Below are 16,369 nucleotides of genomic sequence, written 5' to 3'. Positions count from 1 at the left end.
CAAATTGTCTGGTAGGAATGTAATGAGTGATTCTGTAATGATTGTGCTGGTGATAGGTGCTGCGATTATTTTGTTGGTACTGGCCTATAATATTTATCAGGAAAGCCAATACCGCAAACAATTGCGCGAACAGTTCGGGCATGCTAATAAAGATGCTTTACTGGACAGTCAGGTAAATTCAGTACGGGATGGTGCGGAGGCTCAGTCTGTAATGAATACTAAAACTGTGCCGCCGGCTGAGGAAGTAAATAAAACTGATGATTCATCCGCCGAACAATCTGAGACTTCGGCCACTGATGAAAAAATTATTGATGACACAGTTTCTGAAGAAGAGAATGTGTCTGCTGCGCAAGCGGCATCTTCTGCTCCTGATAACGTTGCAGCACCGGAAAATTCAGCAGCACATATTGATATGGCGCCATTATCACGCACGGTTCCGGTAAAGGGGCGTAAAGCTTTGCTGGATGTGCGGGACATGTCTAAACAGCCGCTACCGTGGTTTGATGTACGTTTTGATTATCTGGCCTATATTGCGTTGTATCAGCCGAAAGAATTACATGCAATGCCTCGGTTGAGCAGCCGTTCCCGTTTCCGGCTGGTGGGCTGTACGATGGATGACCGTTACCAGATAGCTGAACCGATTCCCAGTGTTTATTATCAGGGTTTTGTGGTTGGTCTGCAGGCAATCAGCCGCAGTGGTCTGCTTACTCATGAAGAGCTGGCGCATTTTGGCGAACAGGCCAATCGTTTCGCCGAGCAGATGGATGGTCAGCTGCTGTTAACGGATATTAATACTTTTCTGGATGTGGCGCGTCCACTGGATGATTTGTGCGCAAGGGTTGACCAGACAATTGCGATTCATCTGGTATCACGTACAAATGTCAGCGGAACGGAGCTGCGTTCTGCGGTTGAGAAACAGGGCTTTGAGCTGGGGCATGATGGTGCATTTTTTTATGCTGATACTGATGGCGAGCCTTTGTTTAATATTGTTACGCTGGATAACACACCTTTTACCTCTACTTTGTTAGCAAATCAAAATTATCGCGGATTCAGTATGTTGTTTGATATAGTACATATACCAAACGGCGAGAAATGTTTTGATCAGTTTATGGATATGGCTGTGAAATTATCCAGTCAGCTGGGTCTGGATCTGGTTAATGATAAAGTGGAAGAGTTATCCACAGAGTGGTTGCGTGAGGTACGCCGCTATGTAGTTGACCGGCAAAAGGAAATGAAGCAGGTTGATCTGGAGCCGGGAAGTGAACTGGCCAAAAGACTGTTTTCCTGATATTGCCTGAATATTTTAATTTTATAAAGAGATGGCAAGCCGCAGAACGGGGTTTGCCATTTCTTTTTCCTTTTCCTGAAGGATAGCTGTAATGGATTCAGTAAGCGAACAGCAAATTATTGATTTAACCGCTCTGCTCAATCGTTATGCGCATGAGTATTATGATCTGGATGCACCTACTGTGCCGGATGCGGAATATGACCGGTTGTTCCGCCAGTTGCAGGCTCTGGAAGAGCAATATCCGCAATGGCGGCAGCCGGACAGCCCGAGTATCCGTGTAGGCGGGCAGGCACAGCAAAAATTTGCTGCTGTGGTGCACCAGATTCCGATGCTGTCACTGAACAATGCATTTTCACCGCTGAATGATAATAATCAGTTCGACCATAGTGAGATGTATGCTTTTGATAAACGGGTACGTGATGGTCTTGGTGCTGAGCCTGAATATATTGTTGAACCAAAGTTTGACGGTCTGGCAATCAGTTTGTTGTATCGTGACGGTCTGCTGGTACAGGCATCTACGCGCGGAGACGGATATACCGGCGAGGATGTTACTCAGAACGCGCGCACTATTGTCAATATTCCATTGCGTTTGCTGGGTGATCAGGTACCGGATGTGCTGGAGGTACGCGGTGAAGTACTGATGCTTAAAGCGGATTTTGACCGGCTTAATGCACATCAGCAGGCAGAAAATCAGAAAACTTTTGCCAATCCGCGTAATGCAGCGGCTGGCAGTTTACGCCAGCTGGATCCGAAAATAACGGCACGCCGGCGCTTGCATTTCTATGCCTACGGAATTGCCAGACTGGATGAGCGTTTTGCGGTAAACAGCCACAGCGAAGAGCTGGCATTGCTGGCTCGTTTGGGGCTGACTGTACCGCCACAGGATAATTTGTGCTATCAGGCTGATATCGGGAAGGTGCTGGCTTTTTATGAGCATATTTTTCAGATACGTGCGGATTTGCCGTTTGGCATCGATGGTGTAGTCATTAAGGTAGATAATCTGGCTCAGCAGGAGCAGCTTGGCTATGTAGCCCGTGCCCCGCGCTTTGCTATTGCTCAAAAATTTCCGGCAGAGGAAATGCTGACTACGGTAGAGGCTATTGATGTACAGGTGGGACGTACCGGTGCAGTAACACCAGTAGCGCGGCTGACACCGGTATTTGTAGGTGGTGTTACAGTTACTAATGCAACTTTGCATAATGAAGGTGAAGCACAGCGCAAGGATGTACGTGAGGGTGACACGGTTATTGTGCGCCGTGCCGGAGATGTTATTCCTGAAATTGTATCTGTGGTGCTGGCACAGCGTCCGATGGTGGAAAAACCGGCGGCAGATTTGCTTACTCCGCCTGAAGCTGTGCCCAAATATCCGCCGTTCCGTATGCCAGAAAACTGTCCGGTTTGCGGTCATGAAATTGTCCGTGAAGAGGGTGAAGCAGTGGCTCGTTGCAGTGGCGGAATGCTGTGTCATGCTCAGCGGGTGCAGTCGCTAATTCACTTTGCTTCACGTCGCGCCATGGATATCGAAAATCTCGGTGACCGGCAGATTGAACAGTTAGTAACACAGGGCAGAGTTCGTCATTTTGCTGATGTTTATCATTTGCAATTGGCCGATTTGCTGGCAATGAAACAGCAGGCTAAGCAGGAAGCAGGAGAAAGCTCAGCAGAGTCGGTGACAAATGAACTGGAATTATCTGCAACTGATAAAGCAGGCAAACAGCAGCCATCCAGATGGGCTGAAAATATTCTCGCCGGTATTCAGGACAGCCGGCAGCGTCCTCTGGCTAATTTAATTTATGCTTTGGGTATTTTTCATGTTGGTGAGCGTACAGCAAAACAGCTGGCACAGGCTTTCGGTGATTTGGCTACGCTTATTCAGGCTACTGAGCCGTTACTGGCCTGTTTGCCGGATATCGGTAAGGTGGTAGCACATTCGGTAGCCTATTTTTTCAGTCAGGAAGATCAGACCAGTCAATTGCAGGAATTACTTGATGCCGGTGTGCAACCGCAGACAGAAACACGTCGCACACCACTGGGTAAATACTTTACTCCTGAGCGGATACTGGCTCGTTTACCCAGTGCCGGTTTAACGGAAGCGCGGGCACAGAAGCTGTGGCAATTGGCGGGTAAGGACTGGTCACAACTGTTAACTGATAAAGCCTTGCCGGAAAGCTGGCAGAAATGGTGCAGCCAGCCTGAAAATCATGAATTACTGCAAAAGACGATTGAGTTATGTGAGCAGCTGCTTAGCGGAGAGACGGAGGAAATCACGTCATCGGTTAATGAAGCTGTAGCCGGCAAAACTTTTGTGTTAACCGGTACTTTACCAGACTGGTCACGTGATGTGGCACAGCAGCATATTGAAGAAGCCGGTGGTAAAGTGAGTGGCAGTGTATCGAAAAAAACTGATTTTGTGGTGGCCGGGTCAGAAGCAGGCAGTAAACTGTCCAAAGCTGAGGCACTTGGTGTTACTATACTGGATCAGGCTGCATTAATGACTATGCTGGGAATTAAAGAGTAAATTTGAATGAAAGCTGAACCAATCCGTAAGTGTGTTTTTCCGGTGGCCGGTATGGGCACACGGTTTTTACCCGCTACTAAAGCCAGCCCGAAAGAAATGTTGCCGATAGTGGATAAACCACTGATTCAGTATGCGGTAGAAGAAGCTGTTGCTGCCGGCTGTACTGAACTGGTATTTATTACCGGCAGGAATAAGCGCTGTATTGAAGATCATTTTGATAAGGCTTATGAACTGGAAACAGAGCTGGCTTACCGCAATCAGAATAAATTACTTGATTTTGTGCAGGATATTCTCCCGCCTAATGTGACTTGTCTGTATATTCGCCAGCCGGCTGCATTGGGGTTGGGGCATGCGGTTTTATGCAGCCGGGCTGCAGTGGGTAAAGAAACCTTTGCTGTGGTACTGGCAGATGATTTGATTGATGCACAACCCGGTGCATTGAGCCAGATGATGAATGCGTATTACCGTACGGGTTGTAATGTCATTGGTGTGGAAAATGTTGATCCGCTGCAGACGGGTGCTTACGGTATTGTCGAGATTAATCATCAGAATGATTTTGATTATGTAAAGAGTATTGTCGAAAAACCTCATCCGGATGAAGCACCCTCACATCTGGGAGTAGTCGGGCGCTATATTTTGTCTGCACGAATTTTTGATTTTCTGACTAATTTACCGCTGGGTGCTGGTGGAGAAATTCAGCTGACTGATGCTATTGCACGGCTGCTGACTGAACAGAAAATGATTGCGTATGCTTTTGCCGGCAGACGTTATGATTGCGGTGATAAGCTTGGTTATCTGGAAGCAACTGTGGCCTATGGTATGAAACATCCTCTGGTAGGAGAAGATTTTAAAAAATTATTGCAGCGCATGGTGTGTTAACGCAATACCGGAATTCATACGTAAATGTATCCAGTTTTGTTATTTGCCTGCCTGCTGTTTCGCCGGCAGGCAAGTTTTTTGCCTGGCGTCCTGCTTCAGCGCAATGGCATTGTCTGATAATTAGTGTTGCTAATAATCAGGCGTTCTGTTGCATACCAGACAACTGATTGTGTGTGATTAACAAAGCGCTTTTCATCTTCCATTAATGCGTTTAATGCCTTTACAGCTTCTGGTGAAGACCGGTTTTTCTGCATGCTTTCCAGATTCTGCCACCATATTTCAGCCATACCGTCAAAAACAAAATTCTGAGACTGACGCCCGTTTTGTATTATTTTATCCAGCTCGGGATAACGGTGCGGAATGGTTTGTACATAGCGGGTAATGTTTAAAACGTTTTGCACAGAAGCCACTAGCGGAGCATGATGCTCAATCCAGTATTGGTCAAATTCTTCATAAGTAATATCGGGCAGGCGTTTTACTAACATGGTTAACTTAATCATTTTCTTTCTTTCAGTTTGTGGGTTGTGCGAATAATGATAAAGTTTCACAGTAGTGTTAAAGTCAACAGAGTAAAAATGAAAATCAGTGAATTAGCCAGAAAAAGCGCAATCAGTCCCAGAATGCTGCGCTATTATGAACAGGAAAAATTGCTGACACCTGCCCGTACACAATCCGGATACCGTGAATACCAGCAGGCAGATGTAGAAAGAGTAAAATTGATTCAGCAGCTCAATAATGCCGGTTTTTCGTTAAAAATTATCCGGCAAATACTGCCTTGCTGGCATGAGCAAAACAGTAAATTTGAGCCTTGTGAAATTTACCTGAAAAATATTAATCTGACGTTAGAAAAGATTGAACAACAAATAGCTATATTAATACAAACACGAACCCGTCTGCTTAATATGATAAATAAATAATGTATTTTTGTGTATTTTATTTTGCATAATAGCTGCTGAAACTCAAATAAGAAATAATGATCACAGGCAGGAGATAGCGTTAATTGCCTTTACTGGTGCTGTATTTTATCTGCTCCCAGCTTAAATCAAATTTGGCCAGATATTTTTTCAGTCTGTCTGCATCATTGGCGCGCTGTTTTTGTGCTCTGGACACAGCAAACAAATACCGGCCGGCTTCGGATAAAGTTCGGCTTTTCCGGCATACTTCAATGACCTTTTCCAGCTGATACCGGTCAAATTCATCAATTTCAGCCGGAATCAGCGCATCAGAAAAAGTTACTTGCTGCCAGTGTATCTGTAAACGCCGGATTTCATTTTCAACTTGTTCCAGAGTGATATTTCCTTGTATGGATAAAGTAGCCATACGGGTAATGGAAGCAGTGAGCTCACGGAAATTACCCGGCCATGTTGCCATGGCCGATGTGGCAAACTGAATATAACGGTCTCTGGATTGCTGATTAAAACGCGGCATGGTACCGTACTCCTGCGCAAATCGTGCCAGCTCAAAATCAATATTCGGTTCGATATCTTCTTTACGTTCGGCAAGTCCCGGTAGCTGGTAACTCCATAAATTGATACGTGCGTATAAATCCTCTCTAAAAGTACCGCGGATAATTGCCTGTTTTAAATCTTTGTTGGTTCCGGCAATCAGCTGAAAGTTACTGGATACCAGTTTGTCTGCACCTAGCGGATAAAATTGTTTTTCCTCAATCGCCTTTAAGAGAATAGCCTGTTCATCCAGCCCCAGTTCTCCGATTTCATCCAGAAACAAAACACCGTTATCCGCCTGTCTGAGTAAGCCGTTTCTGCCCAGACTGGCACCGGTATATGCACCTTTGATGTGACCGAACAGTGTAGACATGGCATTATCGCTACTCAGGGTAGCGCAGTTAATTTCTACGAATTGTCCGGTAATCTGATGCTGGTTCAGTTTAAGCCGGTAAATTTGCCGGGCAAGAAAAGATTTACCGGCACCAGTGGGGCCGCATAGCAAAATAGGCGCATGAGAGCGGCTGGCAACCTGTTCTATTTCGCTGATTAGCTGATTGTAATGCCGGTTTTTTGTCGCTATACCTGATTTGAGCAGTTCTGTTGCCTGATTAGCATATTGCTGGAAGCGGGTCAGAATCTGATCGTAACGGTTCAGATTCAGGTCGATTATATTTATTTGTCCGCTGGGGCACGGTGGCGGGTTTGCTATAGGTTCTGCGGCAAGGTTTTCTGGCGATGCAGACGGTCTGGCCGGCGGCGATGATTGTAAAAGTCTGGCAGGATAAAAACGTGATTCTGCCAGTAAGAACCAGCAGATCTGCATTACATGGGTGCCGGTGGTAATATTCAGATAATAATTTTTTTGTTCATTATTAAAAGTATAGTTTTTGGCGATATCCAGTAAACAGGTATACACCTCTTCAAAATCCCATGGATCCTGTATCTGAACCGGAATCGGATTAACCTGGGTATCCGGGGCAATGGTTTTAATATCCAGAATAATTTCTTCGAGTAGTTTTCTGTCCTGAGTGTGATAAATCAGTTCCAGACGATAGATCGGCCATTCCGGATGATTACAGATATCAATAGTAGGGCGCCAGCGTGTCCAGCGTTTTTTTCCTTTGCCCCGCTGGTCAAGTACATTGCCTAAAAAACTGAATACGATATTTTTCTTGTCCATTATTTATTATTAGTTATATAAAATTAAATAAAATTATATAATATTTTATAAAAAATTACGAAAACAAAACTAAAAGTAATTTATTGAAAATAAAATTATCTATTTATTTTTATACTAAAAACAATATTTTAATTATTTTATTTTAGAAATTTACGGACTTGGTACGGTAATTGCAATAAGGATATTGTCTGAAATACATACTGTTTTTTACGGCAGCAGGGTACATAGCGAATGGAATTAAATTAATCGAAAGACTGATTTATTCGCATTATCAACATGTATTCCCCGGTATGAAAGACGTTTCCTTCCGATGAAAAATTTTTGAATAGCTCAGAGGTAGAGCAATTGGTACCAAACCAATCTGTCACGGGTTCGACTCCTGTTTCAAAAGCCATATTGTAATAATTTGTTGTTTGAGCAATACCAGCCAGTAAAGGGAAATAAGCAAAGCAGTAAAGCTAAGACATGAAAAAAACCGGTTAACCGCACAGAATAAACGGATTAATGATTCTGTCCGGGTAAAAAAACCGGATAGCAGGCAAAAAATTGATGAGCCATAAGCAGTTAGTTGAATGTTTAAAGATATCAGTTTTTCCCCTGTTATTTCGTTACTTAATCCGTTTGATTGTGTCTCTTCTCCTTGCTGGCTGCCATAAAAGGAGATTTAATATGTTGAATATAATTAATGTGAAAAAAGGTGAGCTGGCCGTTGTCACCAAACGCGGTGAAATTAATACTATTGTTACCGCAGGCCGGCATATTTTCTGGAATCCTTTTGTCAACATTACTCATTATCTGGTGGATTTAGCTGATACTAAGATTGAACCGGCTATCGCCGAAAAACTGCTCAATTTTTATCCGCAGCTGGTAGAAAAATATTGTCATTATGTCAATGTGGCTGATAATGAGATTGTACTGCGTTATGAAGAACAAATGCTGGTAGAGATTATTCAACCCTCTACTAAAGCATTGTACTGGAAGAGTTATAAAGAACAGGCAATTAAAAAAGTAACTTTGGAGCAAGGGTACCGGTTGTCTGATGAAGTTGCTATGGAAATTATTCAGGCAAAAAATACCGGCAGATTAATTGAAGGTATCGATCACATCAAACTGCATTATTTTATCGATGAGCAAATTGGTACGCTGTTTGTTGATAATCAGTTTGTACAGATTATTCCACCTAAATCCGTAATTGGTTTGTGTGAATTCAAACATAAGCTGGTTCTGGGTAAATTCAAACTACAGGATAACCGTATTGATGATTTGCTGGCGGCAACAATTGAACAAAATGCCCCGCAGCAGATGGCACAATTCTGTATTCAGATGCAGGTAGGTGCTAATCAGACCGGTTTACGTTTTGAAGATGATTTACTGGTAGAAATTCTGCCTCCGGGAACCAAACGATTGTACTGGCAGAATAACTGCAAGCAGCATATGCAGCTTATTGAGCTGACTGACGATTTTCAGCTTTCTGAGCAAATGGTACAGCAGCTGTTACAGCCAAAATTACGTAAAAAAGAAGTGACTGGCGATAGTAGTGTATTGATTGCACAGGTACCGGCATATCATGTTGGCGTATTAAAAGTTAATGGTAAAGTAGAACAGCTGCTTAATGCAGGTATTACTGCTTACTGGCGTTTTAATCGTGAAATCAGTGTCGAAATTGTCGATACACGTTTGCAGACAGTGGAAATATCCGGTCAGGAAATTTTAACCCGGGATAAAGTCAATCTGCGTATTAATCTGGTAGCCAGCTGGTGTTACACCGATGTGTTAAAGGCGTTTGCCAGAATTGCGCAGCCAATGGAGTTATTGTACCGGCAATTACAATTTGCATTACGGGAAGCGATTGGTACTCGCAGTCTGGATGAGTTGCTGGAAAACAAAAATTTAATCGACGAGGTGGTGAATGCTCATATGCAGATGCATATGACGGGTTATGGAATTGAAACGGTCAGTGTTGGCGTAAAAGATATTATTTTACCGGGAGACATGAAAACCATTCTGGCACAAGTAGTAGAAGCAGAAAAATCTGCACAGGCGAATGTTATCCGCCGGCGGGAAGAAACTTCTGCTACCCGTTCCTTACTGAATACAGCCCGGGTAATGGAAAATAATCCGGTTGCTTTACGCTTAAAAGAAATGGAAACACTGGAAAGAATTGCTGAACGAATCGATAAGATTTCAGTTGTAGGCGGTTTGGATCAGTTATTGCATGGTTTGATTAATATTCAGGCGCAATAGCATACATCCGCTAATTAATTTGCTAGAAAATAATGGAAGTTAAAAATGCAAAAGCAAGAATTTGAAGTATTAAAAGAAAATAAAACACGTCCGGTAAAAATGTGGACAAAAGGTGTGCCGGTAGAAGATGTGGCTAAAAAACAATTGCTCGAAACTGCACAATTACCTTTTATTTTTAAGCATATTGCGGTTATGCCAGATGTGCATCTGGGAAAAGGTTCTACTATCGGGAGTGTGATTCCGACTGCTGGTGCGATTATTCCGGCTGCTGTCGGCGTGGATATTGGTTGTGGAATGATGGCGGTACAGCTGTCACTTACCGCTCAGGATCTGCCGGAAGATTTAATGCCATTACGTCTGGCTATAGAAAAGGCGGTACCGCATGGTTCCACACTCAATAATGTAAAGTACGATAAAGGAAGCTGGCAAAATCCGCCACCGATTGTACAGGAGTACTGGCAGCAGCTTTTGCCCGGATTTGAAAAACTGACCAGTAAATATCCGTGTTTTTTAAAAGCGAATAGTTATAGTCATTTGGGAACCTTGGGCGGCGGTAATCATTTTATTGAAGTTTGTCTGGATGAGTGTGATCGCGTATGGATAATGCTGCATAGTGGTTCACGCGGTATTGGTCGTGCAATAGGTAAATATTTCAGTGAGCTGGCTAAAAAGCAAATGAAAAAATATTTCATTGATACCTATTTACCTAATAATGATCTGGCGTTTTTAGTAGAAGGAACCGAATACTGTAATGATTATCTGAAAGCAGTGCACTGGGCACAGGAATTTGCCCGTTTAAATCGTGAAGTGATGATGCACAATACTATCGCTGCTATACGCAAAGTAATCAATGTGCCGTTTACCACGCATTTACAAACTGTAAACTGTCACCATAATTATGTACAGAAAGAGCACCATTTTGGTAAGAATGTTTTTGTTACGCGTAAAGGAGCTGTTTCTGCACGAGAAGGTGAACTGGGAATTATTCCGGGTTCTATGGGAACAAAAAGTTATATTGTGCAGGGGCGGGGGAATGCAGAAAGTTTTCATTCCTGTTCTCACGGTGCAGGCAGAGTTATGAGTCGTGGTGAAGCTAAACGGAAATTTACTGTTGCTGACCAGATGCAGGCTACGGCTCATGTAGAGTGCCGTAAAGATGCTGAGGTTATTGATGAAATTCCTATGGCGTATAAGGATATTGACGCAGTAATGCAGGCGCAACAGGAATTGGTGGAAATCAAGCACCAGTTACGTCAGGTTATCTGTGTTAAGGGCTGATATTATCCGGATAATCAACTGCAGAATATTTTTATATAGAAAAAAAGGATGGCAGACAATGCCATCCTTTTTCAGGTATTTAAAAACTAAATATCAACCTGAGCATTTAGAGCGTTGTTTTCGATAAATGCACGACGAGGTTCAACTTCGTCACCCATCAGGGTAACAAATACATCATCTGCTGCCATCGCATCTTCGATTCTGACTTTCAGCAAACGGCGTACTGAAGGATCCATCGTGGTTTCCCATAATTGTTCGGGATTCATTTCACCCAGACCTTTATAACGCTGAATGTTAATTTTTTCCTGTGCTAAATCCATCAGTAATTCCAGTGCCTGGGCAAAGCCGGTTACAGTGGTAGTCATATTACCTTTGATGACTTCAATTGGTACGTCAGCAATACCGCTTAAAGTGGCCGCTGTCTGCCGAATAATTTGATAGGCGCGGCTTTCAACAAATTTTTGATCCAGATAGCTGACCATATGATTCCCATGCAATTGACGGGTAATTTTAATCATTTGTACTTCATCATCTGCACCGATGCGTTCCAGTTTGAGGTTGTCGTCATTAACCAGAGCGGTTAATGTTTGCACAGCTTTTTCTGCACTGCTTACAGTGCTTAAATCCAGATTCTCATTCCAGAGAAGCAGGGAATTAAGTACATTGTTGTCAATGATACGGCTTTCACGCGCAATCATACTTTGTGCCAGGATCAATTGTTTGGCGATTTCGGACAGAGCATTACCTTCCAGAGTATTTTCGCCAATAATTAATTGAGCATTATTCAGTGCCAGACTGAGCATGAACTGATCTTTTTCAAACTCGTCTTTCAGGTAGTTATCTTTTTTGCCATATTCCACTTTATACAATGGTGGCTGAGCAATATACACATAACCGCGTTCAACCAGTTCAGGCATTTGCCGGTAGAAGAAGGTAAGCAACAGGGTACGGATATGCGCGCCGTCTACATCCGCATCGGTCATGATAATTATGCGGTGATAACGCAATTTTTCCGGGTTAAATTCTTCTTTGCCTATACCGGCACCCAGTGCAGTGATTAAAGTACCAACTTCCTGACTGGCAAGCATTTTTTCAAAACGGGCTTTTTCTACATTCAGGATTTTACCTTTTAAGGGCAAAATGGCCTGAAATTTACGATCACGGCCTTGCTTGGCAGAACCGCCTGCCGAGTCACCTTCGACCAGATACAATTCTGATAAAGCAGGATCCTTTTCCTGACAGTCTGCCAGTTTGCCCGGCAGCCCCAGACCATCCATTACCCCTTTTCTGCGGGTAATTTCGCGTGCTTTGCGCGCTGCTTCACGTGCACGCGCGGCATCAACAATTTTGCTTGTAATGATTTTGGCCTCTGCAGGATTTTCTTCCAGAAATTCAGACAAGGCTTTACCAAGCACTTCATTCACTACGGGACCTATTTCACTGGAAACCAGTTTGTCTTTGGTTTGTGAAGAAAATTTCGGGTCAGGCAGTTTAACAGACAATACGCAGGTTAAACCTTCACGCATATCATCGCCATTAGTATCTACTTTGGCTTTTTTGGCAACTTCATTGGCTTCAATGTAGTTGTTGATGGTTCGGGTCATAACCTGACGCAGGGCGGTTAAATGGGAGCCGCCATCACGTTGCGGAATATTATTGGTGAAACACTGCACGTTTTCCTGATAGCTGTCGTTCCATTGCATGGCACATTCCACGCTCATGCCATCTTTTTCACCATTGGCATAGAAAACTTTATTGTGCAGAGCCGTTTTATTCCGGTTCATGTATTGTACAAAGCCGGCTACACCACCGCTGAATGCGAAGTTTTCGTGTTTGCCATCACGTTTATCAAAGAGTTCAATACTGACGCCGTTGTTCAGGAAAGATAACTCGCGGATGCGTTTGGCCAGAATATCAAAATGGTAATCGATATTTCCAAAGGTTTCGGTACTGGCCAGAAACTGGACGCGTGTACCCTGTTTGTCGGTATCACCGACAACAGCCAGCGGAGCAACAGCATCCCCGTGACGAAATTCTACAAAATGTTCTTTGTGATTTCGGTAGATGGTCAGACGGAGCCAGTCAGAAAGTGCATTAACTACAGAGACCCCTACACCATGCAGACCACCGGAAATTTTATAGCTGTTGTTATCAAACTTACCGCCGGCATGCAGAATGGTCATGATTACTTCAGCTGCTGAACGATGTTCTTCCGGATGCATATCGGTAGGAATGCCACGGCCATTGTCTTCAATAGTAATGGAGTTGTCGGCATTAACTGCTACGGTAATATGATCACAGTATCCGGCCAGTGCTTCATCAATGGCATTATCCAGAACTTCGAATACCATATGATGTAAACCCGTGCCATCCTGAGTATCACCAATGTACATACCGGGACGTTTGCGAACAGCATCCAAACCTTTTAATACTTTGATACTGTCGGCACTGTAATCTTCAGGGTGTTGATCTATCATAAGAATTCTTTACTAAACTTGGCAGCGGTTATGCTGTTAAAGGTCATTTATAACTGTTATTAATTATAAAAAACGTTAGTGGTATAACTGTATAACAGGCCTGTTTGAGGGCAATAAACCAAAAACTTATTATAGCATAAAATCGGTTTTTTTTCAGCCCTGTGCTATATTTAAGATGATGTTTTATCTGATGTTTATTGGAAGATAAGAATGCTGATTGTAAATAATAAACTGCCGTAAACCAGACTGAGCTATTAAAAACAGAAAGCTGGCGTACGGCAGTAACCGGATTTAAGAGTGCATGGATGTTTAAATCCGCATAGGCATAACTATATACTTAAAATTGGGATTGTTCGGGATGGTAAACAGTGTTGAACGGTTTGCATCACCAAAAGCAAGTTGTAAATCTTCTGCATGTAAATTACGCAATACATCCATCAGATAGTTGATATTAAAACCGACTTCCAGTGTATCTCCCTGATAAGCAATTTCCAGCTCTTCACGAGCTTCTTCCTGTTCGTTATTGTTACAGGTCACGCTCAGTAATCCGGGCTGGATTTGCAGGCGGGCACCGCGAAATTTTTCATTGGCGAGAATGGCTGCGCGTTCCAGTGCACCCAGCAGCTCGGTACGGTTGGCCAGAAAGATTTTATCGTTATCCAGTGGAATAACCCGGTTGTAATCCGGAAATTTACCATCCACGACTTTAGAAACAATAATGGTGTCATTACAACGGAAACGTACCTGATTGTTCAGCAGTTCAATAGTGATCGGCTGTTCGGGAAAGGTAAGAAGTTTAAAGAGTTCCAGCACAGTTTTACGCGGCAGAATAACTTCTGCTTTGGGTAAATCGGCTTCTATATTGCAGGCTGCATAGGCCAGACGATGTCCGTCTGTAGCAACCAGACGCAGCTGATTGCCTTCTGTCTGCATCAGCAGACCATTCAGATAATAGCGGATATCCTGAATGGCCATGCTGTACTGCACCTGAGACAGCATTTCACGAAATGTTTCCTGTGGCAGGCTGAAGCTGGCATCAATATTTTCGCCCACACTCATTAATGGAAAATCTTCTGCCGGCAGGGTTTGCAGATTAAAACGGCTTTTGCCTGCTTTCAGCACCAGACGGTTGTTATTCCAGTCCAGAGAAACGATTGCGCCGGCCGGTAAAGCCCGCAGGATATCCTGCAGTTTTTTGGCATTGGTGGTAATGCGAAAATCTTCTGCTTCGCTTTTGGGGCCGATGGTATCAATCTGAATTTCCAGATCGGTTGCCAGAATCTTGATTTGCCCCTGATGGTTTTCCAGTAATACATTAGATAATATCGGTAATGTATGACGACGCTCTACAATACCGGTTACTGCCTGCAGCGGTTTGAGTAAACTGTCACGTTCTGCTTGTAATATCAGCATATTTTGTTCCTTGGTTTAATCTCGCAAAATCATCATTAAGGTTTCATACGCTTTGGTTGTTTCAGCATCATCCTTGCGGAGTTTGGAGATACTTTTTACCGCATGCATGACTGTGGTATGGTCGCGGCCACCAAATCCGCTGCCAATAGCGGGTAAACTAAGCGGAGTAAGTTCTTTTGCCAGGGTCATGGCCATCTGGCGCGGTCGGGCCAGATTCCGGGTACGTTTTTTCCCTACCATATCACTAATGGTAATCCCATAAAATTTTGCTACCGTATTCTGAATGTGTTCCAGGGTCATGGGTTTATGGTTAACAGCCAGAATATCCTGTAATGCTTCAGTAGCCAGCCCTACATCAATCGGGCGGCTGGCAAAACGGCTTTGTGCTACTACTCGCTTGAATGCACCTTCCAGTTCACGCACGTTACTACGGATATGTTTGGCAATAAAAAATGCAGCTTCGTCCTCAAGCTTCACCTGAGCCATCTCAGCTTTTTTCTGCAAAATGGCTACGCGCATTTCCAGCTCCGGCGGTTCCAGTTCCAGACTCAGCCCCCATGAGAAGCGGGATTTCAGGCGATCGTCCATGCCGTCTATATGAGTAGGCAGCGTATCACAGGTAAGGATAACTTGTTTTTTTTCGTCAATTAAATGGTTATAGACGTAAAAAAACTCTTCCATGGTACGGTCTTTACCGGCAATAAACTGTACGTCATCCATAATCAGTAAGTCTACCTGCTGATATTGCTGGCGCATGGCATCAAAAGATTTGGCGTGGAATGCATTCATGATGCCGCGAATGAATTCATCAGCATGAATATAGCGTATTTTTACTTTGTTGTCGGTGGCAAACAGCTGGTTGCCAATAGCCTGTACCAGGTGGGTTTTACCCAGACCGGTACTGCCATAGATAAAAAACGGGTTGTACATGCTATTGCCGGGATTTTCTGCAATCGACAGCGCAGCAGCGTGAGCAAGACGGTTCCCTTTACCTTGTACCAGAGCAGCAAAAGTATGTTCAGGGTTAAGGTTGGTATCAGTATAGCGGGATTTTTTACCATTTTCATGTGCTGAATCAGAGGTGGCCACTGATTCGCCAGCCTCAGGTTTTTCTGTAGCGGTCTGTTTGCTGTTTTCTTTTGTTTCGGCAGTAGCACTTGCGCTTTTGGTCTGGGTGTTTCGCAGGCGTTTGGCAATAATGTCCTGAGCAGATTCGGTACGTTTTGCCGTTGTCTGTGGTTTGGTTGAAACTTCAGAATGAATTTTATTGGTATTAACTGAATCCGGTTTAATATCAGCCGGCTGTTCAGCGACATTTATGACTGGTTCTGCAGTCTTGACCGGTGAATTGTTTCCTGCCGGTATTGCCTCAGTGGCAGCCTGCAGAGATAGTCCCTGTCCGATTTTCAGAATTAATGGTGTGCTGCCGTCTGGCAGAACAGATTGTCTGGCACTTTCGATAGCCGGCCAGAAACGCTCGCGGATATGATTGAAGGTAAAAGTATTACGCGCAAAAATAACCCAATTGCCATTTTCTTCGCCCACAGTTAAAGGTGCAATCCACATCTGGTATTGCTGAGAAGGTAAGCTTTGTTTTAATTGCAATAGGCACTGAGGCCAAAATTCTGTCAGGGTCATTCGTGA

General features: G+C 43.7%; 11 protein-coding genes and 1 tRNA gene. 7 read left to right on the top strand and 5 right to left on the bottom strand.

What is annotated here, in order from left to right; all coding sequences use genetic code 11:
- Positions 1 to 37: 37 nt before the first annotated feature.
- The 3 genes from GYX91_RS09470 (at position 38) to galU (ending at position 4,685) form a co-directional block, all read left to right on the top strand.
- The gene (locus tag GYX91_RS09470) at positions 38 to 1,288 is read left to right on the top strand and encodes a cell division protein ZipA C-terminal FtsZ-binding domain-containing protein (RefSeq protein ID WP_174830696.1); all 1,251 of its coding nucleotides are present in this window, start codon (positions 38 to 40) and stop codon (positions 1,286 to 1,288) included.
- Positions 1,289 to 1,379: 91 nt separating this feature from the next.
- A complete protein-coding gene (ligA, locus tag GYX91_RS09465) occupies positions 1,380 to 3,806 on the top strand; it encodes an NAD-dependent DNA ligase LigA (RefSeq protein ID WP_174830675.1) in 2,427 nt (808 codons plus the stop codon).
- A gap of 6 nt (positions 3,807 to 3,812) precedes the next feature.
- Positions 3,813 to 4,685, top strand: coding sequence for a UTP--glucose-1-phosphate uridylyltransferase GalU (galU, locus tag GYX91_RS09460; RefSeq protein ID WP_174830674.1), 873 nt, complete (start codon positions 3,813 to 3,815; stop codon positions 4,683 to 4,685).
- Between the two features lie 95 nt (positions 4,686 to 4,780).
- Here galU and GYX91_RS09455 read toward each other — a convergent pair whose 3' ends face one another.
- Positions 4,781 to 5,185 carry an EthD domain-containing protein gene (locus GYX91_RS09455; RefSeq protein WP_084547365.1) on the bottom strand — a complete coding sequence of 135 codons (405 nt, stop codon included), beginning with the start codon at positions 5,183 to 5,185 and terminating at the stop codon, positions 4,781 to 4,783.
- Between the two features lie 75 nt (positions 5,186 to 5,260).
- Here GYX91_RS09455 and GYX91_RS09450 point away from each other — a divergent pair, with 75 nt between their 5' ends.
- Positions 5,261 to 5,602: a MerR family transcriptional regulator gene (locus GYX91_RS09450; RefSeq protein ID WP_174830673.1), complete on the top strand. Its 342-nt coding sequence runs from the start codon at positions 5,261 to 5,263 to the stop codon at positions 5,600 to 5,602.
- Positions 5,603 to 5,681: 79 nt separating this feature from the next.
- Here the strand turns inward: GYX91_RS09450 and rtcR are convergent, their stop codons facing one another.
- The gene (rtcR, locus tag GYX91_RS09445; protein ID WP_174830672.1) at positions 5,682 to 7,313 is read right to left on the bottom strand and encodes an RNA repair transcriptional activator RtcR; all 1,632 of its coding nucleotides are present in this window, start codon (positions 7,311 to 7,313) and stop codon (positions 5,682 to 5,684) included.
- Between the two features lie 319 nt (positions 7,314 to 7,632).
- On the opposite strand from rtcR, the gene GYX91_RS09440 reads away from it, so the two are divergent.
- The 3 genes from GYX91_RS09440 (at position 7,633) to GYX91_RS09430 (ending at position 10,835) form a co-directional block, all read left to right on the top strand.
- Positions 7,633 to 7,707 (top strand) — tRNA-Trp (locus GYX91_RS09440).
- Positions 7,708 to 7,982: 275 nt separating this feature from the next.
- Complete coding sequence (locus GYX91_RS11105) at positions 7,983 to 9,557, top strand: slipin family protein (RefSeq protein ID WP_232335738.1); 1,575 nt, start codon at positions 7,983 to 7,985, stop codon at positions 9,555 to 9,557.
- A 45-nt stretch (positions 9,558 to 9,602) separates the two neighbouring features.
- Positions 9,603 to 10,835, top strand: coding sequence for an RtcB family protein (locus GYX91_RS09430; RefSeq protein WP_084549919.1), 1,233 nt, complete (start codon positions 9,603 to 9,605; stop codon positions 10,833 to 10,835).
- 86 nt (positions 10,836 to 10,921) lie between these two features.
- On the opposite strand, the gene gyrB is transcribed toward GYX91_RS09430, so the two are convergent.
- From gyrB to dnaA, 3 genes are all read right to left on the bottom strand, one after another.
- Positions 10,922 to 13,312: a DNA topoisomerase (ATP-hydrolyzing) subunit B gene (gyrB, locus tag GYX91_RS09425; protein ID WP_174830671.1), complete on the bottom strand. Its 2,391-nt coding sequence runs from the start codon at positions 13,310 to 13,312 to the stop codon at positions 10,922 to 10,924.
- Positions 13,313 to 13,621: 309 nt separating this feature from the next.
- Entirely contained in the window at positions 13,622 to 14,725 is a 1,104-nt protein-coding gene (gene dnaN / locus GYX91_RS09420) for a DNA polymerase III subunit beta (RefSeq protein ID WP_025331544.1), read from the bottom strand.
- 15 nt (positions 14,726 to 14,740) lie between these two features.
- Positions 14,741 to 16,363 carry a chromosomal replication initiator protein DnaA gene (dnaA, locus tag GYX91_RS09415; RefSeq protein WP_078474975.1) on the bottom strand — a complete coding sequence of 541 codons (1,623 nt, stop codon included), beginning with the start codon at positions 16,361 to 16,363 and terminating at the stop codon, positions 14,741 to 14,743.
- Positions 16,364 to 16,369: the final 6 nt, after the last annotated feature.

Origin of the sequence: Snodgrassella sp. ESL0304 (assembly GCF_013344995.1) — a bacterium.
Classification (GTDB): domain Bacteria; phylum Pseudomonadota; class Gammaproteobacteria; order Burkholderiales; family Neisseriaceae; genus Snodgrassella; species Snodgrassella alvi.
This window is presented reverse-complemented; position numbering and strand designations above follow the sequence as displayed.